The sequence below is a fragment of the Domibacillus indicus genome (assembly GCF_023715895.1).
GTDB lineage: Bacteria > Bacillota > Bacilli > Bacillales > Domibacillaceae > Domibacillus > Domibacillus indicus_A.
Genome location: NZ_JAMBOO010000004.1, coordinates 365,844 through 387,802, shown reverse-complemented (window position 1 = coordinate 387,802; position 21,959 = coordinate 365,844). Strand labels below are relative to the sequence as shown.

At 43.6% G+C, this 21,959-nt stretch carries 16 protein-coding genes and 1 riboswitch; of the genes, 5 read left to right on the top strand and 11 right to left on the bottom strand.

What is annotated here, in order from left to right:
• Positions 1-13 precede the first annotated feature (13 nt).
• From M3221_RS10755 to M3221_RS10720, 8 genes are all read right to left on the bottom strand, one after another.
• Positions 14-1,114 (bottom strand): glycosyltransferase family 1 protein, encoded by a 1,101-nt coding sequence (locus tag M3221_RS10755; RefSeq protein ID WP_251271708.1) that lies wholly within the window; start codon positions 1,112-1,114, stop codon positions 14-16.
• The gene (locus M3221_RS10750) at positions 1,111-2,265 is read right to left on the bottom strand and encodes a glycosyltransferase family 4 protein (protein WP_251271706.1); all 1,155 of its coding nucleotides are present in this window, start codon (positions 2,263-2,265) and stop codon (positions 1,111-1,113) included. Before M3221_RS10750 ends, M3221_RS10755 begins: the two co-directional genes overlap by 4 nt.
• A 490-nt stretch (positions 2,266-2,755) precedes the next feature.
• Complete coding sequence (locus M3221_RS10745; protein ID WP_251271703.1) at positions 2,756-4,585, bottom strand: polysaccharide biosynthesis protein; 1,830 nt, start codon at positions 4,583-4,585, stop codon at positions 2,756-2,758.
• Between the two features lie 282 nt (positions 4,586-4,867).
• A complete protein-coding gene (locus M3221_RS10740; protein WP_251271701.1) occupies positions 4,868-5,623 on the bottom strand; it encodes a tyrosine-protein phosphatase in 756 nt (251 codons plus the stop codon).
• Between the two features lie 98 nt (positions 5,624-5,721).
• Positions 5,722-6,402 (bottom strand): CpsD/CapB family tyrosine-protein kinase, encoded by a 681-nt coding sequence (locus tag M3221_RS10735; protein ID WP_251271778.1) that lies wholly within the window; start codon positions 6,400-6,402, stop codon positions 5,722-5,724.
• Positions 6,403-6,418: 16 nt separating this feature from the next.
• The gene (locus tag M3221_RS10730; protein ID WP_251271699.1) at positions 6,419-7,162 is read right to left on the bottom strand and encodes a YveK family protein; all 744 of its coding nucleotides are present in this window, start codon (positions 7,160-7,162) and stop codon (positions 6,419-6,421) included.
• Positions 7,163-7,351: 189 nt separating this feature from the next.
• Positions 7,352-7,876, bottom strand: a complete 525-nt coding sequence (locus M3221_RS10725) for a hypothetical protein (protein WP_251271696.1) — start codon at positions 7,874-7,876, stop codon at positions 7,352-7,354.
• Positions 7,873-8,355 (bottom strand): sigma-70 family RNA polymerase sigma factor, encoded by a 483-nt coding sequence (locus M3221_RS10720; RefSeq protein WP_251271694.1) that lies wholly within the window; start codon positions 8,353-8,355, stop codon positions 7,873-7,875. Before M3221_RS10720 ends, M3221_RS10725 begins: the two co-directional genes overlap by 4 nt.
• A 463-nt stretch (positions 8,356-8,818) precedes the next feature.
• On the opposite strand from M3221_RS10720, the gene M3221_RS10715 reads away from it, so the two are divergent.
• Positions 8,819-9,424 carry a TetR/AcrR family transcriptional regulator gene (locus tag M3221_RS10715; protein WP_251271692.1) on the top strand — a complete coding sequence of 202 codons (606 nt, stop codon included), beginning with the start codon at positions 8,819-8,821 and terminating at the stop codon, positions 9,422-9,424.
• Between the two features lie 43 nt (positions 9,425-9,467).
• Here the strand turns inward: M3221_RS10715 and M3221_RS10710 are convergent, their stop codons facing one another.
• A complete protein-coding gene (locus M3221_RS10710) occupies positions 9,468-11,588 on the bottom strand; it encodes an S-layer homology domain-containing protein (protein ID WP_251271690.1) in 2,121 nt (706 codons plus the stop codon).
• A 231-nt stretch (positions 11,589-11,819) separates the two neighbouring features.
• Between M3221_RS10710 and M3221_RS10705 the strand changes: the two genes are divergently transcribed.
• The 3 genes from M3221_RS10705 to M3221_RS10695 all read left to right on the top strand — a co-directional run bounded on the left by M3221_RS10705 (position 11,820) and on the right by M3221_RS10695 (position 14,982).
• Positions 11,820-12,731 (top strand): hypothetical protein, encoded by a 912-nt coding sequence (locus M3221_RS10705; RefSeq protein ID WP_251271687.1) that lies wholly within the window; start codon positions 11,820-11,822, stop codon positions 12,729-12,731.
• Positions 12,732-12,982: 251 nt separating this feature from the next.
• Positions 12,983-13,981: an S-layer homology domain-containing protein gene (locus M3221_RS10700; RefSeq protein ID WP_251271685.1), complete on the top strand. Its 999-nt coding sequence runs from the start codon at positions 12,983-12,985 to the stop codon at positions 13,979-13,981.
• Between the two features lie 278 nt (positions 13,982-14,259).
• Positions 14,260-14,982 carry an SH3 domain-containing protein gene (locus tag M3221_RS10695; RefSeq protein WP_251271682.1) on the top strand — a complete coding sequence of 241 codons (723 nt, stop codon included), beginning with the start codon at positions 14,260-14,262 and terminating at the stop codon, positions 14,980-14,982.
• Positions 14,983-15,046: 64 nt separating this feature from the next.
• Here the strand turns inward: M3221_RS10695 and M3221_RS10690 are convergent, their stop codons facing one another.
• Positions 15,047-19,126: a pectinesterase family protein gene (locus M3221_RS10690; protein ID WP_251271679.1), complete on the bottom strand. Its 4,080-nt coding sequence runs from the start codon at positions 19,124-19,126 to the stop codon at positions 15,047-15,049.
• A 384-nt stretch (positions 19,127-19,510) separates the two neighbouring features.
• Here M3221_RS10690 and M3221_RS10685 point away from each other — a divergent pair, with 384 nt between their 5' ends.
• Complete coding sequence (locus M3221_RS10685; RefSeq protein ID WP_251271677.1) at positions 19,511-20,227, top strand: SH3 domain-containing protein; 717 nt, start codon at positions 19,511-19,513, stop codon at positions 20,225-20,227.
• 46 nt (positions 20,228-20,273) lie between these two features.
• Here M3221_RS10685 and M3221_RS10680 read toward each other — a convergent pair whose 3' ends face one another.
• Positions 20,274-21,809: an S-layer homology domain-containing protein gene (locus M3221_RS10680; protein WP_251271675.1), complete on the bottom strand. Its 1,536-nt coding sequence runs from the start codon at positions 21,807-21,809 to the stop codon at positions 20,274-20,276.
• A 27-nt stretch (positions 21,810-21,836) separates the two neighbouring features.
• Positions 21,837-21,920: riboswitch (cyclic di-GMP riboswitch) on the bottom strand.
• Positions 21,921-21,959: the final 39 nt, after the last annotated feature.

The window sequence follows — 21,959 nt, the reverse complement described above, 5'->3', positions numbered from 1 at the left end:
ATCCCAAATCCGCTTAGGTAGTTATTCGCTCCAACCATTGACTATATTTTATCGCTTGTTCATTTATAGAATATCCCTTCTTCCCTACATCAACTTCTCTTGATCGACGTGACAAAATTTTAGTCTCCGATACTTTATTAGCCCAGATAACAGCGTTTTCTATGGGGAGAAATTCAATCAAATTAGTGACTGCTGTTTCTTTAGTAACTCTATCCGAAGCAAGGACACCTAATCCGGTAGATTGAGCTTCTATTGTTACTATACCAAAACCTTCATGTTTAGAAGGAAACAAAAAAACGTCAGCTGCATTCATAAGCTCCATAACATCATTTCTTACTCCTAAAAATATAACTTTATCTTCAACATTTTTTTTCTCTACATGCTTTTTAACAGCATTTTTGATAGGACCGTCTCCCGCAAAAAGTAATATATACTTATCATTGTTCTGTTGTGATAGGTACTCAATAATATCAATCATAAATAAATGGTTTTTTTCATTCGAAAAACGTCCAACATGTAACAGTACTGTTTTATTTTGGACATTCAGTATTTTTCTATAGGTCTCACGAATTTTTAAATTGTAAGAAAATTTTTTTGTGTCTATAGCATTGTTTATAATTACATTCTTCTCACTTGGATACCATTTTTTCCCGTGAAGCCATTTACCTGCATCAATACCACATGATAAGAAGTAATTAGCCCAAAATTTATTTATTAACCGCAAAAAATGATTTCTGATCAACTCTTTAAAACTACGTGTTTCTTTATAACCATGGGCATGAGAGATACGTATTGGCACTTGATTTTTCTTTGCTAGAAATAGAGTAGAGAAGTTAGAAAAATTTTGATGACAATGTACAATATCATACTTTTCATTCCGTAAAATTTTATTTATTTCTAATATGTTTCTAATAAAAGAAATCTTTTTAGGGACAACATGAAAAATCTTTGATCCTAGTGAGTTAACTTCCTTTTCCAAAATACCAATACTATCTCCATGAACTATGAAGTCGAACTTTATTTTCTGTCTATCCATATGCATGTAATAATTGTACAACATACTTTCCACTCCACCACCGTCAAGTGATGAAACTACGTGTAGCACTTTAATCATTTTTTAGCTACTCCTTTTTTGAATGTTTTATAAAATGAACTTCTTTTCTTTCCTAATAATTCTTTATCATATTCTTTTGCTTTCTCAAAGCTATATATCGCCTCTTTCAGCATAGTTTCTTTATCCATTTTTTTGAGCAAATTACATAAATGATCAACCGATTTATTATTAATTGTAAATTCCTTATTTATTAACTCAGGTATTCCACCTGCACTAGAACCTATACAAGGGCACCCCCTACTCATAGCTTCTACTAAAGAGCGTGGTAACCCTTCTGTTTTACTAGGTTGTATGTATATGTCGATATTATCTAAATAATCAAATACCTCCCTGTGAGGCAATGGACCTAGAAACTTAACTTTATCAGTAATTTTATATTTCTTGGCGACTGACGTTAAATAACTTGTGTCTCCTCCCCCAACAAGATGATATTCAAAATTAAAACCTTGATCATTAAGCTTTGATACAGCTTTAATGACATGCTCTTGGTTTTTATAACTGACGTCAACTGCTGCAGTAGTTCCAATCACAATAGGTTGATTTGAAGTTATGTTTTTAATTTTAACTAATCTTCTTTCTAATATGTTTTGATCCAAAAAAGGTAATTCCACATCAGAACAACCGATCGTTTGTCCATTACATGGATACCTTTTTTGTAAAAACTCATTAGTAACATAATTAGTGAACGGTGCATGCTTAACTGAGTACTTTGTCATTAACCACATAAAAGGCGCTATAATCTTCCCCTTTAAGCTATGGTTCCAAAATGCATCCCAGGGACAGCCAACTATCTCAACTAAATATTTTTTTTTGAATTTTCTAGCATATCTTATAGCTATTATTCCATATAAACTTGGCATTCTTATAATAATATAAGTATGATTATAAACTTCCTCTTTTATTCTTTTATTCACATTTCTGAAATTCAATATACTCTTTCTCATATTCACCAGATTGAACTTTATATTAGTGACTTCATTCTTTTTATTAATAAATTTTTCATCTTCTTTTGTTGCATATCGTTCATTTGCAAATACAGTTACATCCTCAAACCAGTCAAGATATCTTTGAAAAACATTATTATTTAAAGAGCCACTTGTGTAATGTTTACCGTCTTTATTTATAAATTTATGGCCATGAAAGAAAATCATATTACTTCCCCTTTATTTGAAATATTGATGAGACCAGAAATTTTCAGTTAATTATAAGTTTTCAACCCACTATTTCGATAGCAAATACTATTTAACTAGTTAAGTTTTGATTAATTATTAGTCTAGTATTACGCTATTCAGAATTAATAAATCTTACCCAATTATAGAAGTTTTTTTATTATCGGAACATTACTTCGAATACTGAAAAATTGTCAAACGAGAAACTTTATACAATGATTACGGTCTCAAGGTCTCAAAAAATCAACGCTGTATAAATACCATATGTTAGGGTATACACACTTCTCTAAACAAGACTTGTAACTAAATTTAAAACATAGTATTTTTTGTTTTTAGATCCAAAACTTCAATCGCTTGTAAATATTCAACGCAAATAAAAGTTATGACAGTAAATAACGTGATTTATTATTTCTACCAATACCGCAATTGCTTTTTATATCGTTCTCTTTATGCTAATGTTTTTCTTCTTAATTTATATAGCCGCTTCTTCCATAACGGACCTTAGGTTTTCTTTCGTATTGGAAATTTCAATGAGGTTATCCCGTAGCTCACCATTTTCTTTTTGCTGTAAACAGTTGACAAACTTCCAGAGAATTTCTCCTTCGACCACCTCAGCTTTTCCAATATGAATCTTCGGAAAGATCTGCTCGGGATGTACTTCGTTTTCATTAAGTAATTCTTCGTACATTTTTTCTCCTGGTCGCAGTCCTGAAAATTGAATACTAATTTCTTCTTCAGTGTAGCCTGAGAGCTTGATTAAGTTGCGGGCAAGGTCAATAATTTTAACGGGTTCGCCCATGTCGAGTACGAAAATTTCACCACCGCGTGCAAGTGCGCTCGACTGGATGACAAGCCGGGAAGCCTCGGGAATTGTCATAAAGTAGCGAGTCATGTCTTCGTGTGTGACAGTTAATGGGCCGCCTTGTTCCAACTGCTTTTTAAACAGCGGAATGACCGAGCCGCGTGAGCCGAGTACGTTTCCAAACCGGACGGCGGTAAACGTGGTATCAGATTCCCTGTCGAGCTGCTGGATGACCATTTCGGCAACGCGTTTGGTGGCACCCATCACGTTCGTCGGGTTAACGGCTTTATCGGTTGACACAAGCACGAACCGTTTAACACCTGCCGCCGCTGATGCTTCGGCAGTGTTTTTGGTACCAAAAATATTATTTTTAACCGCTTCTTTCGGGTTATACTCCATAAGTGGTACATGTTTGTGCGCTGCCGCATGGTACACAACATGTGGACAATGTTCAGCGAGTACGTTAAACATGCGCTCGCGGTCTTGCACGTCAGCAATAACGGGTACAATTTCAATTGTATCTTTATGACGGTTACGCATTTCCATATCAATTTGGTAAATGCTGTTTTCCCCATGCCCAACGAGGACGAGTTTTTTTGGCTGAAAGATGCTGATCTGCCGGCAGATTTCTGAACCGATCGAGCCGCCTGCGCCTGTAACAAGCACAGTCTTTCCTGTTACCGTTTCGGCAATCGATTCAATGTCGAGTTCAATCGGTTCACGCCCAAGCAAGTCTTCTACCGCTACGTCACGCAGTTGGCTGACTGACAATTTGCCGGTCATGACGTCTTCAATCAGCGGCATAATTTGCACTTTCACGTCTGTTTTAGTGCATTGTTCGTATATGTGCTTGATCTGCTGGCGCTTCAATGAGGGGATCGCAATAATAATATTGTCAATCCCATGCTCTTCCACTAAGTAAGGAATATTCCGTGTTGTGCCCATTACAGTCACGCCGTGAATTTGTAAGCGGAGCTTGTGCAAATCATCATCAACAAACATAACCGGATTGAACTCAGAGTCGTTCGATAACAGCTGGCGTACAACGGTAGAGCCTCCTGCACCAGCGCCGACGATCATTGTGCGCTTCCGATCGTTTTGTGCTCTTTTTATGTAGCGATCGCGGTATAATCTCCATGAAAAGCGTGATCCGCCAATTAAAATAACGTGCAGCATCCATGTCACCATCAAAACACGGAAGTAAATATCATGGAAGGCCACCATTTGAACAATCGCTGTTGCAGCGATCGAAAAAGAAACCGCTTTGACGATGGCAATCAGCTCCCGCACGCTCGCATATTCCCATGCTTTATGGTAAAGCCGGTAAATGGCCGCAAACAGATGATGGCTCACAAGCAATGTCAGCGAGCTGATGAGAAGTGTACTCGGACTATAAATGTTCATGTATGGATGTAAAATAAAATAGCCGATATAAATTGAAAATAAAACGATGGCTGAATCAAGTCCAACTAAAAAGGACATTCTCCGCGGATAAGCCAACAAGTTTCCCCTCTTTCTTTAAATGAATGGTCTAAAATATAAAACAGCTAATGAAAAAGCATTTTTTGGAATGCGCTTTCATTAGCTGTTTTTCCCTTATTTTTAAAAATGAAGAGTGGGCATCGAACCCGCCCTCACACCACGCGCTTGACGACAAGCGTCTAAGCGTTCCGTTTCCCGGAACACCACCGCGCGGCCGAGTGCCTCCGCTGATAAAGGTATGGGAGACATGACCTTAGAGATTCACAGGATCAAAACACAGGTTCCCGTTACTCGTGAGTATTAAAAAATGCCGAGAAATTTCTTCCGCCTTGCAACGTACTGCGGTGGCTCCTTCTCTATATATTTGCCGGAAAAAATCGCTTCCGCATTTTCTTGAAAATACGCAGCGTAGTCCGGATGGATTTCGTTGTAGGCTTGGGCCAGGCAAAAGCCTCTTGATGTCGTGTTGTGGGCGTCTGTTGCGATAAAGTGTGTCAGGTTCGACTCAATAAGTTGTAAGGAGAGGGCTTTTGCTTTTTTTCCGAATAAGCCGTTTACAGAAGCGGCAGTTACTTGCGACAGCGCTCCGTTCTGGATGAGCCTGTACAAGCGGTCCGGATTTTCAGCAATGGCGGCATTGCGTTCTGGATGCACAATAATCGGTGTAATGCCGTTTAACTGCATGTCAAAAAGCAGCTGTTCCGCAAAGCCCGGAATGGAGCTTGATGGAAATTCAACAAGCATATGTGTTGAGTGGTTTATAGTCAGTAGTTTGTTTTGATGATAGTCTTCGAGCAGTTCACCGTACATACGGACTTCCTGCCCGGCCGCAATCTTGACGTCGATGCCCGCACTCGCAAGCTGCTTGTTTAAAAAGTCAACGTCCTGTTCGATTGCTTGTTTTTCGTTGTTGTACGAGCCGTTTTGGTGATGGGGCGTCGCCACGATTGTCGTAATGCCTTCTTTTTGAGCGGCTTCAGCCATCTCTAAGCTTTGTACAAGGTCGCGGGCGCCATCGTCCACGCCCGGCAGTATATGGCAATGAATGTCAATCATGGGCGTATACCCCTTTCACCAATTTGATAAACGTAGTATAGCACAAAAAATTGGAATTGCATGATATTTTTTTCCGTTTTTACACTTTTTTAGAAAAATTACGCATTTCCGTAGTAGTAGTAATACGAAGAATCCGCTATTTTTTGGTTATTCAGCACGGCTCCCAAGAGTTTTGCCTGCGCTGCCTCCAGCAGTTCTTTTGCTTTTTGAGCTGCTTCAATCTCCGTTTTGCCACTGTTAATGACCAGCACGGTGCCGTCACACTGATTCGCCAGCACCTGAGCATCGGTTACAGCGAGAACAGGCGGCGTGTCAAAAAGCACATAGTCATAGTCATTCTCCGCCTGGGCAATAAATTCCTTCATTGAAAGTGAACCAAGCAGTTCAGCTGGATTAGGTGGAATCGGCCCAGATGGAAGAGCCGATAAATTTTCAATCGGTGTTCGTACAGTAGCTTGTCCAAGTGAAGTCTGCTTGGTCAGCACATTTGTCAGGCCGATGCTGTTTTGAAGACCAAATGTGTAATGCATCGTCGGCTTACGGAGATCCGCGTCTACGAGCAGAACCCGTTTTCCCTGGTTGGCGAATACGACCGCGAGATTAGAAACGGTTGTCGATTTTCCTTCTCCTGGGCTTGTCGAAGTGACAAGAATCGAGCGGAGCGTTTCATCGACCGAAGAAAACAGAATATTCGTTCGAATCGTCCGGTACTGCTCCGAGATTGGCGATTTTGGATCGGTATTGGTAATCAGCTTCCGTTTTGCAGAACCGGGAGCCATTTTTTCTTTGTTGCGCTTAAGAGCCAATCGTTTCACTCCTTACGGCTTTCGGAGCCGATGTTTTTTTCGTTGGACGGCCATTGCTAGCAGAAATGGTGGTTACACCGCCCAGTACAGGAAGACCAAGTGTTTTCTCAATATCTTGTTCTGATTTAATCGTGTTATCGAGGTATTCAAGCAGAAAAGCAAGACCGATACCAGCCATGAGTCCAACGACCATCGCAATCACGATATTGAGAAGCGGCTGCGGCTTTACTGGCGATGGGTTCTCTCCCACTTCTGCTGCTGCCAGAATACTGACGTTGTCCACATTCATGATCTTAACGATATCTTCTTGGAACACACGCGCGGTTTCATTGGCAATGTCCGCTGCAAGACCCGGATTCTCATCCTGCACGGTAACGTTGACCACCTGTGAATCTTGTTCACTTGCAACAGTAATTTTAGAGGATAGCTGTTCCGGAGTAAGATTTAAGTCGAGATTTTGAGCGACTTTTTCAAGAATGGCCGGCGACTTCATAATGACATTGTATGTACTAATCAATTGAAGATTCGTCTGCACTTCACTAGGGTTATACAATTGCTGTTCAGTTTTTGCCTGGTTGACAAGCACTTGCGTAGATGACTGATAGATAGGAGTAAGGACAAAGTAGCTGATGATGCCGCTGATCAATGCTGCTGCGATCGTGATCAAAATGATCAATTTCAGCCTCTTTTTCAATGTTTGGGCTAGCTCTTTCAGGCTGATGGTTTCTTCCATGCTTTTCCTCCTGTTATAAAATAATGTCTTTGCCATTATATCACAGCCGTTTGTTTAATTTAATGTCATTTTCGTAAATTTTCCACCAGCAATTCCAAATTTAAGATAAAAATGTCCATAGATAGTCTGATTGAAAAAAGAAGCGGCAAACTCTTTTTGGGTCAAGGCCAGCCGCTTCTCGGTACAAAATCACCAGTAGTTCTTTACATAAAATGCTTCAAGCCTTTTACACGTGATCCTTCCTCCTTTCATAAACACTTCTTCTATGTCGCACTCCTGCCGAAAGGGAATATGAAAATCATATTCATGCCATAAGGAAAGGTTATTCCGCTGGAACGTGATGATGCGTTTTTCAAACGATGTATCGATGACAAAGCGCCTTTCCCAGCCGTTCCAGTAATAACAAACGCCGGTTTCCTGAAAGATTGCTTTTGGCACGGATCCGCGCAGGCGGGCGCCTCTTGCTTCACGAAGTTTTGCATACCGAACGTACCGCGATGCATCCAGTATCCAGATCGGCTCCACGCCAGCAAGCTTGAACTGGTCCTGCTGCTCGTACCAATCGTTGAGCGTCAGTTGTTCACGTACGTAGAGAACCGTTTGCTTTCGTTCCTCTTCCCGCGTTATATACAGTACATTTCTTTTCACATCGAGCTTCATATCAGCTTCGGGCAGCTGGCGGTGAAACCATTTATACAGAGCGTACAAGCTCATCGGCGGTGACCAAACTCATTGTGCAGTTTCGTTTGGGCAGTCTGCTGCCATTTTCGTACGGCCGCAGGTGTTACGCCGTACTTTCTGGCGATGTCAGGATTCGACAAACCTCCTAAAACCGAGTCGTTAAACCAGTCCCTCGCCCGTCCTTCAAGTATGTCTCCACACGAGTGAAGAAGAGCGGCAGTCTCGGGCGTTGGTTCCGGGTCCACTCCTTCAAACAAAGCCGGTTCACCGGTCAGGACCGTTCCGTCACTGAACACAGCGTCTTTCGTCAGCGTATTTTTCAGGCGTCCCTGAATCGTTGAATACGCAAAAGGCGCAAAGTCGCCTTTCGTTTCATCAAACCGTGTGTATGCTTCCCATAGGGCAATCATCCCTACCTGATGAAAATCCTCTTTGTTCTTGTAAATATGCAGCTTGTTCATGATGCGGTGGATCATCGGGTCATATTGCTGCGCGATTTGTTCAAATTGCATGTGTAACATCCAATCCGGCTAGCGCGCCAGCCCCGTTTACTCCTCAAGGGCATGACCATCGTAGTAGATCAATTACTGTGTGTAAATACCTATAAATAAACCAATTCTATTCTAATTTTTACAAAAAAGAGCCAAAAGACCCTTTCACTCGATTTCGGCCCGGTATCTTTGTTACAATGCTCGCTGTCGACCTGCTTGAAAGCGCATTTTCTGTCGAAATGATCACTTTTTGAGAAAGCGTGTAAATTTTTTATAAAGAAATTATTAAGTTTTAAGGAGCCTTTTGAACAAGGAATATTTTCCCACCATAACGTCAAACAAGCGCTGATCCTATCTATTAATAGTATTCTTTCTTCACTCTTAATTTTACTTTTAATACCAATTTGTAATGGACGATTCCCTATTGTATGATAGTTACGTATATACTACGAGAAAAAAAGAAAGCGGTTAAGGAGAGAAAAAGATGGCGCAACGAGGAAGAAAAAAAGGTTCTGACGGGGAAGCAAGCCGTGCCCTTCTATTGCGAATCGCTGCGGATGAATTTGCCGAACACGGCTATCATGAAACAAAAATTAGTACGATCGTTCAAAAAGCGAATGTGACACAGCCTACCTTTTATTTATATTTTAAAAGCAAGGAAGCCATCTTTGAGGAGCTGGAAGATTTGTTCCGCAAAAAGCTTTCCTCCCTTACAATGGGCAGCTTTCTTGATAAAGACTTAGACGGTGCGAGGCTGCCAGACCGAATCAAGGAAAGCCTGACGAGGGTTTTTCAATTCTTTATGGACCACCGCAGTCTCGTCCGGATCGGGTTTTACTTAGCCCCATCGGCAGCAGAGGTTAAAAGCCAAATGGCCGCAAAGATCGAAACCAATCTTCGGGAAAAAGGGGTAGCTGAGTATTTTCATCCCCATGTAGATGTGGGTATCGTCGCGAGTGGCCTCATTGGCATGATCGAAAGGCTGACGGCGACGAAACTTTGGACAGGAGAAAAAACAGCTTCTGAGCTGGCGAAGGATATTGTGGCCATTTTGCTGTTTGGATTAAAAAAAGAACCGAGTATCCAATAAAAAAAGGCCGTCTCTAAAAGAGACGGCCTTTTTTGTTTCATACTTACTTAATTTCGTCCATCAAGTTCGCTTTGATTAGGAATTCAGCAAGAATACGCGCCATTTGATCACGTTTTGTGTAATCGTTCGGATTGAATTCTTTGTTGCTTGCACCGGACATAATGCCTGCCTGGTACACTTTCAATACTTCTGCACGAGTAGAAGCACCGATTTCTTTTGCATCTTTAAAGTCAGACAGTTTTTTCTTTTTGTCTAGCTGAGACTCATCAAAATCGATAAAGTCAAGTTCGAGCGCACGGCCAATCATCGCTGCAGCTTCGGCACGTGTTACTTTATCATTTGGCGCGAATGTGCCGTTCGGTTTACCGGCAATAATGCCGTATTTTACAGCAGCCATAAATTCACCGTTTGTATTAAACCACTCGTTGCCTTTTACATCTTTAAAGCGGCCATCATAAGCAGTTGTGCCCGGCAAGCCAAGCGCACGGCTTAATAGAACAGCAAATTGCGAGCGAGTCATGTCTTGATCCGGTTTGTATGTGCCTGCTGTTGTACCAGCGATGATAAATTTGGATGCCAGGGACTCAATGTACTCTTCAGCCCAGTTTTTGCCATTGTCTACATCTGGGAATGTAACAGCTGATTCAATCACAGTATACACACCGTCTGTATTCGCAAGTGTGCGAACGACTGCTACTTGCTCATCATCTACTTCATCTACTGTTTCGAATGTTGTTGGAAGAGCTCTAAGTGATCCATCCGCTGCTACAACAACACCTGTTGCATTGTTTGTATTTACGCTGCCATCAATCGTAAGTTCTTGATTTACATATACATCACCAAACGATTTAAGCTCGCGCACTACTGTTCCGTTTTGAGCCAGTTCTACTTTTACTTTTACTGCTGGCGCTTTTACTTCAACCGTATTTACAATCGCTGCTGCTTTTGTTTCAGAAGAAGCCGCTGATGTGCCTGCTTTGTCTTCGATCAAGTCTTCCAGGTTGTCTGCTTCCGTATTTGTTAGCTCATCGATATTAATACGCAGTGAAATGCCTGAAAGGTTGCCGCCAAGACCTGTTGCCAGTGCACTGATATCTATTTGTGAAAGAGGAATCACATATTTTACATCACCTGCATCAATTACAAGGTCTGCTGCTGGTGCTTTCGCTTTGAGGGCGATTGCAAGCGAAGCAGGAAGATCAAGTACAACTGGTTTGCCGTCTTCACGGTTTGGTACTTGGATGACTAATTCCTCTGCATCTACTTCCACTGCTGATATAATTTTCCCTTGAAGATCTACTGGAATTGTTACTGTTACTTCTGTTGCACCATCTGCTGTAACTGGATTAACGACAACCGGATCACCAGGAGTAACACTGCCGCCACCTGTGCCTGGGTCACCACCGCCGCCGTTGTTAGATCCACCTTGATTGTATGCCGTATTCCAACCAGTATATGCTCCAGCTAAGGCTCTTTGAATTTCAGTTGTTGTTACAGCATCTTGACCAGTAGTCAACGAGGTTTGAAGATTTGTTTTTACTTGCTGTGCTTTTTCTTCCGTTAAAACAAATGTTTCTGCGATCTTGTTTTTAATCCGCTGATCACCAGAGGCATTTTTCATCGCCATTAAAATAGTGTCAAAAGAAAGATTAGTCGGATTTGATGTTAAATTTCTTAGCTGAGCTTCTACATTTTCAAGATAGTTTAGATAGGCTTCATCGACTTGAGCTTGAGGCGTATCTCCAAAGCCGAAATTATCCTTTGTTGTCATAATGACAGTCGTAATGTCACTTTCTTGAATTTGGCCTAACGTTAATCCAAATTGAAGTTGAAGCAAATCAATTGCATTTGCTAATTCTTGTTCTTTTGCAGGATTACCAACAACTGCTGGTTCAAGAATTGGCTCTAATATTGTTCTCCATTCTGAATCTCCAATTGCTTGGAAAGAATCTTGCACTTTAGTGATATCGGCTTGGTTAGTTGAACTACTGTAAATTAAATTGGCATAGTTGGCTAAGGAAGCTTTTGTGTCAAAATGCCAAGAAGCTGCTTCCGCTTTGTCTGCTCCAAAGAAACCTGCTGTTGTTGCAACTGGTGTAAAAGCGATTGTTGCGGCGATTATTGCTTTTGCTGCTTTTGTGCTAAACGGATACTTTTTAACCAATACCGTCACCTCTTCTATAATTTTATATAATTCTGCTAACGCAAGATGTTTATGTAATCACAGGTAAAATAATACAGAATTGTCCTACTAAAAGCAAGAGCTCGTTACATAATTGTAATAAAATCCAAGCTAATTTCACATATTATCAGACTATTCAAACGCTGTTATTTTCTAAATACTGCATGTTATACTACAAATAAGAAATTATCCAAAAAAGGGAGGCATTTACTCTTGCGAAGGTTTTTTAAAATTGCTTTAATATCTATTCTTTTTCTTGCCCTTGCCGGCGGGGGCGCACTTTACTATTTTACGAAGGTAAAAAAGTATGATGTGGCTGATGAGCAAGTAGATAAAATCGTGGAAGACCCGTATTCTATTTCCTTCCCGGAAGGAACACCCCTTCCTGAAGGTGTTCAAAAAGATGAAGAAGGCCTTGTTATTGTTGATAAGAAAGGCGACTTTGTGTTAGCAAACGGATCGACCATGTCAACGGACGAGTGGTTTAGTTCCCCGGAATATAGTAAAGCAGTTTCGGTTGGTACAAGCAGCCCAGCCGCCAATGCAGATAGTCAAACAACAGACGGAGAGAATGCTTCTAATAATGAAGGATCCGGCACGACTGGCACAACCGCTTCAACCGGCGGCACTGCTAATTCTAGTAATTCTGGCAGCACAGCTGTTTCCAGTGGTGCTGCTGGTTCTTCCGGCGGTTCAAGCTCAGGTGAATCTGCGTCCAATGGTTCCGGCACAAAAACTCCGGCTTCTGAAGGAGAAACCGGCTCAACTGGCCGTACCACAGCAGCAGCGATCAAATCGCGCTACTCCGGTTCATTTGACAGCCTGCAGGGGCAGGCACAAAGCCAGCTGGGAGCCTTAGTCGGCCAGGCACAAAGTGAATACGCAGCGAAAAAAGCATCAGGTGAAACGGTCAACCCTGCTTATTTCTATCAAAAATACAGTGGTGCGGCATCCAGCGTAGAAGCGAAAACCGATTCTGCTTTTAACACCCTTTACAATTCGATGACAAGCGAACTGAAAGCAAACGGCCTCAGTACATCCGCTGCGGATGAGTATAAGGCTCAGTATGAAGCAACTAAAGAAGGTCTTCGTAATGAATTAATGAGTAAAGTGACTGGTGGATAAATTTTAAAAGGACCTGCAGACGCGGGTCCTTTTACTATAAACTGATGCATTTAACGTTTTCACCTTACATATCAAATAGTTTGACAATCAAGGCTCTAAAAAAATCTGGCAGGCTTTTTCTACTCTCCCATCTTTAATATATTCAGTGTATGTTTCTTCTTTATTTAGAACTTAAAGAAAAAGAAAAACATGGGAGTTAACCCAGAATCATGCTATAATTCTTGTACTATATTTCAAAGGAGAATGTGTTCATGACGTTTAAAAAGAAAGCTGCGGCTGCTGCTTTAACGCCTGTGCTGGCCGCTTCTATTTTTGTTTCTTCTGTTTCTGCCGCCCAGTTTCTGGACGTAAAAACGAGCCACCGTGCTTATGAAGCGGTGGAAGCAATGGTTGAAGCAGGAGTGATTTCAGGCTTCCCGGATGGCACATTTAAGCAATATCAATCTGTTACGCGTGCCGAGAGCGCCATTTTAATTGGACGCGCACTTGGTATTAAAACAAGCACATCTACTAAGACCTTTACCGACCTTCCATCTACTTCACGTGCTTATCCGTATGTGGCCGAGTTGATGAAGCGCGGTATTTTCAGCGACAGCAGCCGCTTTTATCCAGAGCGTCCGCTTTCCCGCTCTGAAATGGCGATTATTTTAACCCGTGCATTTAATCTTCCGGCTTCATCCACCATGCCGTTTACAGATGTATCGCCTACGCATGGTGCCGCTTCTTATATCCGTGCGCTGGCGGCAGCTGGTATTACAACGGGCGTTGGCGACGGGAAATATGATCCGGCTGGCGTCGTAACGCGCGGCCAAATGGCGATCTTTTTAAACAATGCCCGCAAGTTTGAAGCACCTGGCGAAGATGTAGAGCCGACTCCAGGCGGAGAGACACCTGCTCCAGGAACGCCGGTACCAGGCACTCAAACAGCGGCAGAAATTAAAGGAGAATATGCAGATGATTTTGCAGCTCTGCAAGCTCAAGCAAAAGCTGAGTTGGACGTTCTTGCCGGCCAGGCAAAAGCCGAACTTGATGCTGGCGCCGACTTGATGACTGTCTACAACAAGTACTTTCCACTTGCTTCAAAAGTAGAAGCTGAAACAGACGCGGATTTTAATACACTTTACGCCCAACTCACAACAGCTTTAACAAAAGCCGGCTTCAGCGCCTCTGAAGCAGAGTCATTTAAAACAGCGTACGAAGCAGCTAAAAAGCAAATGAAAGAAGATTTGATGAACGAGATCTTGAAATAAGAAGAACTTTTGATATGGAAAGGAGCCTGCCGATATGGTGGGCTTCTTCTTTTATAATCTTGAACACAAATATAAAATGCCGTTTCTTTATCATTTAGCCAGATAAAAAGTCTGTAAATATAAATTTTACAATTAATAGTTTTTTATTCAAAATGCATTTATTGGGATATTTTGTCGTTTTTTCTGCTTCTAATGGAGTGATTTTCTTTTATTTTCTTGATCTTCTTTCGTTTGCTTTAACGTATAATGTACCTATCAACCGTAAAGGGGAATAAAGGATGAACAAGAAGAAATTAGTGTATTTTGCTTTTGCTTTCATTTTAGCGGTTTCTGCCCTGTTTGGATTTCATCCTGCCCGGTCTGAAGCGGGAACGAGTGCAAAGATCGGCTATGTCAGCATTACGAGCGGCGTTCTGAATGTTCGGAGCGGTCCGGGAACTAACTACAAAATCATTGGTACACTGAAAAACAACGTGTCGGTGTCTGTTTATTCGCAGTCCAAGTCAGGCTGGAGCGAAATTGGCTTTAAAGGCAAGCGCGGCTACGTTGCGTCGAAATACTTGCGCATGTACAGCTACTTGATGGACAAAACGAAGGTATACACGTACAAAGCAAATGGTGTAACATTTAAAAGCTCTTATATTGGCAAGTACAATGGATGGGATGAGTGGCAGGAAACATCCCCTGGCAGCACTTATCTTGTATATGAAAACAACAAAGGACTTTACATTGGCTGGCGGGAGTCCGAATACTATATGGAAATCGCTTATCCAATTAAGGTAGGAAAAACGTGGGATGATGGCCTTGAAGGCAGTGGAGTGACGTACAAAATTACTGGCACCGGCGGCATTCTGACAACCGCAGCTGGCAGGTTCAGAGGTGTTGTCACCGTTAAATCAAGCGTAGGCTATATCATGTATTATGCACCTAATACGGGAATCATTAAGCAAACCTACAACGGAAAAACGATTTCTGAATTGATAAAAGTCACAGCAAAATAAGTAAAAGGAGCTGTCCTCATTTTTCAGGACAGCTCCTTTTATTTATTCAATTAATGCTCACCGCTTATTGCTTCGTTAAAATCCGATACAAAATCGCGCTTGTTTCGGCACGTGTCGCGTCTGAAAGCGGGTCAAAGTTTCCGTTGTTGCGGCCTTTGATCAAGCCGGCACGGGCAGCGATTTGAATTTCCTCTTTGAATCTTGGACTAATGCCACTCGCATCTTTAAAGACAATCGGCGGCTCGGTACTTTGAATCACGTCCGGATTTTCTACTTTCATGGCCCGAACGATCATAGCAGCCATTTCCTGGCGTGTGATCACCTGGCCCGGATGGAAGGTTCCGTCCGGGAAGCCGCTGACAATACCCGTTCTCTCTGCTGCTTCAATATAAGCGGCAGACCAGGCCTGGCGTTCTGTCACATCTTTGAATGTACCTGTTAATTCGGTAGTCGGGATATTCAGCATCCGGGCAAGCAATACAGTGAATTGTGCACGTGTCACGGATTCATCCGGCGAGAACTCTGTGTCTGATGTTCCATAGACGATAAAGCGGGAAGCCAGCTGCTCAATCGGTGCCTGTGCCCAATGTAACTGAATATCATCAAATGTCCGGCTGTTTTGGAGGAGAGCGAAGGACGTAAGCTTTCTTGTTTCGATCACCCAGTCGCTGCCTTCAAGCTTGCCTCCTGCATACTGCCACTGACCAGTTTCTTCATTATATGACGCACCAAATTGAACTTGCTGCACAGCGGCAGAAGCATTGTCCGCCATACTTATCGCAATACGGATCGGGTCACTGGCAGATGGTACTGTTTGATTTGTTCGGCTGTCTACAACCTCGATGCTCAAGATATCTGATGTAAATTCGGCATCTGTTTTCTCATCTTTCGCTTCTTTCATTTCAAGGGTCACGGTAGTGTTGTTATTTGTGGCCTCGCTGATGGCAAGAAGGCTTTTCACTGGAATTATGACAGCAGCTCCGTTTATGTTCAGCGTTACATCTTTTTCAGCCGCTTTAATAGCGTCCCATGCAGCAGGTGTAAATATGAACTTAGCTCCAGTTGCTGCTTCTGGGGCTGTCAGCTTGATTGTATCACCCGCTGCATCCATTGTATCCTTTGTCACTTCTATTTCTGGTTTTCCCGGCGCTGATATTTCTCCCGTTACTGGTTCCCAGCGGGCATATAAAGTAAGATCTCCTGTCACTGGCTGTGTGAAGTCAAAGGCATTTTGTCCCTGTTCATCCGTATACCAGCCGGCGAATGTGTAGCCTTCTTTTGCTGGATCAGCTGGTTTTACCGCTGTTTCCTGATCACCGACCGTTTGTGTTTGAACAACGGAGCCGTTATCTGTATAAAAGCTTACTTCATGCTTTACTTCTACTTGCCCGTCATTGTAGTGCGGCACGGTTTTTTGGGCCGGGTTCCAGCCTTCAAAAATACGCGGCACAGTCAATTCGCTCGCTTCGGCTGCAGTTAATTGCTTCGACCAGCTGACGCGGCTTTTGGCATTGGCGCCTGGTCCCGTACTGTTATACTCCGCATAGCTCGCCTGCTCATGGTTCAGTTTACCGGACCATTCTGACCAGCCCTGCGCCATAATGTGAGAATCCATCCACGTATTAATAAACGTGGTATCGGCATAATTTTTCCACGGTCTTCCTAAGTACACCTTTGTCGCGGAATCCGCTTTTGTCAGGCGGGAGTTTAAAAAGACAATACCCGGATCGCTTTCTTTCGCCTGAGCCGCAGCTGTTACATATCCGTTCGTTCCTACGCTGCGTATTTCACTTCTGTCGAAGACAACGGCCGGTGCCTCGCCGAAGATAAAGTCTACGTCTCCTTCGATATAAGCATCCCGGTAGTATTGTCTGCCGCTGCCTGTATATAAGGTATCCTGATGGCCAAGGATATTGACTTGCTCAAATACCGCCTGGTCACTTTTCACCGATAGCGCGACCGCCGTCCCGTATTCAGAACGAGGCGCCCGGCTGTTTAAAATCGTCAGGTTGGAGGCCGTAAAATAATTGCCCGTTACGCCGACCGTCTGGCTTTTAAACGTGCTGCCGACATTTCCGGACTGGCCGTTTGTGCCGCCGTAATCGTCCCATTCAATTACGGTCCCGGTGCGGCTTTCCCCGGCAAAGCTTACGTACGGCTGTGTAACAGATACTTTTTCTTTATAAAGGCCGTCTTTAATGGAGATGACCACACGCTTTGCGTTGTCCGCTGGAATGGAATCAACAGCGCCCTGGATTGTGTCAAAATCGCCTGTTCCGTCTTTCGCCACCTGGATTACCTGAGCGGCTTCCGCTGCCTGCTCATCAGCTAGGCGGCTTTCTCCTTTTTCATTCGATGCCGATACAACATAGTAATACGTTTTTCCTTCTACGGCTTCAGGATCTGTATAAGAGGAAGAAGTCAGCTTTTCGGCTACCGTTGTATACGGTCCGCCGCTCGTTTCACTTCTTTTCACCGTGTAAAAAGACGCTCCTTCACTTTTTCCCCATGTTAATTCGATGGATTGATCGCCCGTCTCTGCCTGGAAGCCAGCTGGCGCTTTTGGCGCTCCGGCCGTTTCTTTCTCTGGATTTCCTTTTACCTGGTCTGAAATCATGCTTTCGTTTGTTCCATTAACGGCTGTTACAACGTAGTAATAGCGGCCGCCATTTTGAACATCTGTGTCCGTAAAAGAGAGCGAGCTCGTTTTGCCTGCCGTTGTATAGGGTCCGCCGTCTGTTGTGCTTCTTTTTACGATGTAAGAGCCAGCCGATTCAGCCGGACTCCAGGCCAGGTCAACCCGCTGATCTCCAGATTGAGCCGTCACGTTTGTCGGCTGCAGCTGCGGGGCGGCCGGCGTCACAGAGATGATTTCTGAATCAGGTCCCTGTCCGCCTATCCCATTTGCCTGCACTTTATAATAGTAGGTTGTTTCGTTATTAAGCCCTTTTTCCCAATAGAACGGTGTTGTAACGTTTGAAGCTGCTTCTGTAAATGGGCCGTCCGGTGACGTACTGCGCTTGATTGTATAAGAATCCGCCCCCTGCACGGCTTCCCATGCAAGGTTAATAGATGCATTTCGTGATAAAGCGGAAATGCCTGCCGGTGCTTGCGGCAGTGGAACAGCAGAAGAAGGTGTTACGCTGACCGCAGCCGACCCCGCCCCTTCTCCGACCGAGTTTACGCCGCTGATTTTATAATAATAGGTTGTTTCGTTCTGTAAGCCTGTATCCCGAAATGTCAGATCCGTTATATTCGACTGAACCGTCGTATAAGGCCCGTCTGGCGATGTACTTCTTTTCACCGTATAGAAAGAAGCATCACTTGCCGGATCCCAGGAAAGCTTCACCTGCGTATTGCCTGCTTCTGCGTTTACCCCTGCTGGCGCCGCTGGCACAATGGACGGGTTATATACTTGAATATTGTCTACGTAAAGTGTTGAGACCGAACTGTTTCCGGTATTTATATCGATGTTTCCAAAGTCCGTGACTTTCTGGTAGAATGGCTCGCCGCGCAGTTCGGCTGTGCCTCCCCCGCTCACAAACACGCTGTATACTTCACGTGTCATATCTACTTCGAGTTTTACGTGATACCATGTGCTGGCCTGAACCGACGGCAGCAAAGAAGCGGTTGTTCCATCTGCTTTTCGGTAAACGAGTCCTTTTCCATCCAATTCAAGGGACGCAAGGGCGGTGTTGATCCCGGCGTTTGTTAAGCGGAACCGGGTGCTTGAGCCCACTTTTTCCGCCATAAAATCAAACTCCGTGATGACCGTTTTCCCTGCTGTTTGTGGAGTAAAGCTTCGGTTATAGATGCGTGTTGCCCCGCCTTTATCCGCTGCCCCGTCCTGATTGTCGTACAGCTTGATCGCATGATTGCCTTCGCGCAGCGGATCGCTTGTAATCTGTGCGTAATTGTCTTGTGCATTATAGGCCCATGCTGCCCCTTTATTGCTGCTCACTGATACATTGTAGGGGCCTAAGCTGGCAGTTGCCACATCTGTCGGATTTAAAGACCAGGATGCTCCTTCAAAATCATCATTCATCAAATAGGTGTCGTCAGCCCGGGCTGTTGTTCCAATATTTCCGGATATAGCTGATGCCACTAAAATCACACTTATTGACCATCGTGATACTTTTTTCATTATGTTACCTCTCTCCCACAACTCAGCTTCTATCTTTTGAGCATGAAAAGAGTCTTCTTTTTAATGGAATTCTCTTCACTTACTGGCTGGTTATATTATGTATAAAGAACAAATTGTTCTTTCAAAAAAATGACAGATTAATAGTATCTTATAAAGAACAAAACGTCTATACTTTTTCTTTATTTAGAACAAACTGGCTGTTATCCCTTGTTTTGTTTTTCTTTTATGAAATTGTTAAAAAGTCTTCTACATACCTTTATTTCCTTTAAAAGGAAAAACACCTAACCATTCATTGTTATTATTTTTTCCTTTTTTTCATTTTTCTGAGAAAATTCGATTCTACCATAGTATAATATTCCTATTACCGATAAAGGAGAATGAAGAATGAAAAAGAACAAATTTGTTTATTTTACTTTGGCCTTTATTTTGGCTCTTTCTGTTGCACTCGGCCTGCAGCCCGCCAAATCAAATGCAGCCAGCGCAAAAGTTGGCTACGTCAGCATTGACAGCGGTGTGTTGAACGTCCGAAGCGGCCCGGGAACGAACTATAAGGTTATTGGTTCACTGAAAAACAATGTGTCGGTGTCGGTTTATTCACAGTCCAAGAGCGGCTGGAGCCAAATTGCCTTTAAAGGAAAACGCGGCTACGTTTCATCGAAGTACCTGCGTATGTACAGCTACTTAATGGACAAAACGAAGGTGTACACGTATAAATCAGGTGGTGAAACAACTAAAAGTGTTTACAAAGGTAAATACAGTGGCTGGGATCAATGGAGCGACAGTGCAGCTGGCGGCACATACCTCGTCTATGAAAACAATAAGGGGCTTTATATTGGCTGGCCGGAGTCTGAATACTACATGGAAATTGCTTACCCAATCAAAACCGGCAAAACGTGGACCGATGCCTTTGATGAAAGCATCGTTTATAAAATCACAGGAACCGGCGGCACGTTAACGACAGCAGCCGGCAAGTTCACGGGTGTTGTGACGATTAAATCAAATGATGGCTATGTCAGCTACTATGCGGCGAACGTTGGCTTTATTAAGGGCACTTACAATGGTAAAACGACTTCTGAATTAATCAAGCTGACAAAAAAATAAACGAAAAGGAGCTGCCCTATCCGGGACAGCTCCTTTCGTTTATTCATTAATAAATATCGACTACTTCTAAATCCTGGATCGCTGGCTGCTGCTGCGCTCTATGGAAGAACACCGCAAAGTCGCCGCGTTTAACCGGATCCGTTGTGCCGAAAGCGGTCGCTGTTTTGCCGTTTGTAATGCCGTTGGCAACCATCGCTTTCACGGCCGCTTCATAGCGTGCCGGCACATCCTTAAATGCAAGTGTTGTGGAATCCCCTGACAGTTTAAGCGCACGCGTTAAAATAATCGCCAGTTCCCCACGTGTCAATGTTTGGTCGGCACCAAACGTTGTCGCTGTTTTGCCGGAAAGAATGCCCGCTTTTACAAGCGCGTTGACTGCTGCCTGCGCACGTTTTGGCACGTCTTTAAATCCTGCACTTGGCGCAGAACCTGTCTCAAGCTTTAATGCTTTTGCCAGCATCACAGCTGCATCAACCCGTTTAATTTGCTGATCGATGCCAAACTTACCACCGCCAACACCGGATGTAATCCCCTGGTCGACCATTGCCTGCACTGCTTCCTGGTAGCGGTCCGACACATCAGAAAACCCAGCTGCTTTGATGCTTGCCGCAGCGGTTGTGCCGGTTGTCGTTGTGAAATCCATTTTTACCGTGTGTTTGAGCGGTATGCCGTTTGCGCCTTCAATGCCTTTACCGATGTAAAGCGTGTATGTTACGCCTTTTTGGTATGGCTGAAGCGGAGTCAGCGTGATTGATTTTGTTTTGTCGGAATACGTAAAGGTTGTTTCTACAAGGCTTCCCGCTGCATCCATCACAACAAGGTCCAGTGTAGACAATGTGTCTGCATCCAGGCTTTTGCTGAACTTGATTGTCCAGCTCTTTGTCAGCGCGACGCCTTTTTTCGCTGCTTTTTCCTTCACGGTTTTATCCGCTTTGATTTCCGCTTGAACCTCTTTTTCAATTTGGCCGATGGATGCAAGAACCGCTGCTACGTTCTTCTTTAAGGAATCAATGCGGGCTTGTCTTTCCGCTACTGCTGCTGCATCTGCTCCTTTTGACGCAAGAGATGCGACCTGCTTGGAAACAGCGTTCAAACGGTTTTCGAGTGCGCCGAACTTCCCGCGGTAGCCTGGCTGACCTTCAAGGTCTTTTTCTACCTGTTCTTCTTCTGTTCCTTCTTCTACCGTTGAATCGTCATCGCTGTCTGTTTCTGTTTCTTCAACGGAATCAGCGCTTGTTGTCACGGTTTCATCTGAAGCTGGTGTCTGCTCTTCTGCTGGTGTTTCTGTCGGTGTTGGCATTACCGGCTGAACAACGGCTTCCGTTTCATCGCTTTCCTCTTGCTTTTCTTCTTCCTTGATTTGGTTCATTTTCTCTTTGTATTGAAGCAGCTTTTCTTCGATTTTATCGAGCTGCTTATCAATTGATTTAAATTGCTGCGCTTGTCCCTGATTTTCTTTTTTGCTCGCAAGCACGTTGTACGGCGTGCTCTCCGCCTGGGCTGCAAACGTGATTCCTTCTCCTGAAAACATAACGCCTGCTGCAAGCACGGCTGCAACGGCTGATGTCCATTTTTTCTTCATTCCCTGTTCCTCCTTCTGTCTTTAGGGCATGGCAGCTGGCTGGCCTGGCTTACCGCTTTAGCCCCTGTAGCTTTGTGGCACCGCATTTCTACGGCTGTACCCTAACAGGTTTATCGGCAGATTTCTTATAAAATGAAATAGATAAACGAA

What these genes read in the sequence shown, in the direction of transcription:
- M3221_RS10755 (WP_251271708.1), bottom strand. Translation starts at nt 1,114, where the DNA reads ATGATTAAAGTGCTACACGTAGTTTCATCACTTGACGGTGGTGGAGTG.
- M3221_RS10750 (WP_251271706.1), bottom strand. Translation starts at nt 2,265, where the DNA reads ATGATTTTCTTTCATGGCCATAAATTTATAAATAAAGACGGTAAACAT.
- M3221_RS10740 (WP_251271701.1), bottom strand. Translation starts at nt 5,623, where the DNA reads ATGATTGACATTCATTGCCATATACTGCCGGGCGTGGACGATGGCGCC.
- M3221_RS10735 (WP_251271778.1), bottom strand. Translation starts at nt 6,402, where the DNA reads ATGGCTCCCGGTTCTGCAAAACGGAAGCTGATTACCAATACCGATCCA.
- M3221_RS10730 (WP_251271699.1), bottom strand. Translation starts at nt 7,162, where the DNA reads ATGGAAGAAACCATCAGCCTGAAAGAGCTAGCCCAAACATTGAAAAAG.
- M3221_RS10725 (WP_251271696.1), bottom strand. Translation starts at nt 7,876, where the DNA reads ATGAGCTTGTACGCTCTGTATAAATGGTTTCACCGCCAGCTGCCCGAA.
- M3221_RS10720 (WP_251271694.1), bottom strand. Translation starts at nt 8,355, where the DNA reads ATGCAATTTGAACAAATCGCGCAGCAATATGACCCGATGATCCACCGC.
- M3221_RS10715 (WP_251271692.1), top strand. Translation starts at nt 8,819, where the DNA reads ATGGCGCAACGAGGAAGAAAAAAAGGTTCTGACGGGGAAGCAAGCCGT.
- M3221_RS10700 (WP_251271685.1), top strand. Translation starts at nt 12,983, where the DNA reads ATGACGTTTAAAAAGAAAGCTGCGGCTGCTGCTTTAACGCCTGTGCTG.
- M3221_RS10695 (WP_251271682.1), top strand. Translation starts at nt 14,260, where the DNA reads ATGAACAAGAAGAAATTAGTGTATTTTGCTTTTGCTTTCATTTTAGCG.
- M3221_RS10690 (WP_251271679.1), bottom strand. Translation starts at nt 19,126, where the DNA reads ATGAAAAAAGTATCACGATGGTCAATAAGTGTGATTTTAGTGGCATCA.
- M3221_RS10685 (WP_251271677.1), top strand. Translation starts at nt 19,511, where the DNA reads ATGAAAAAGAACAAATTTGTTTATTTTACTTTGGCCTTTATTTTGGCT.
- M3221_RS10680 (WP_251271675.1), bottom strand. Translation starts at nt 21,809, where the DNA reads ATGAAGAAAAAATGGACATCAGCCGTTGCAGCCGTGCTTGCAGCAGGC.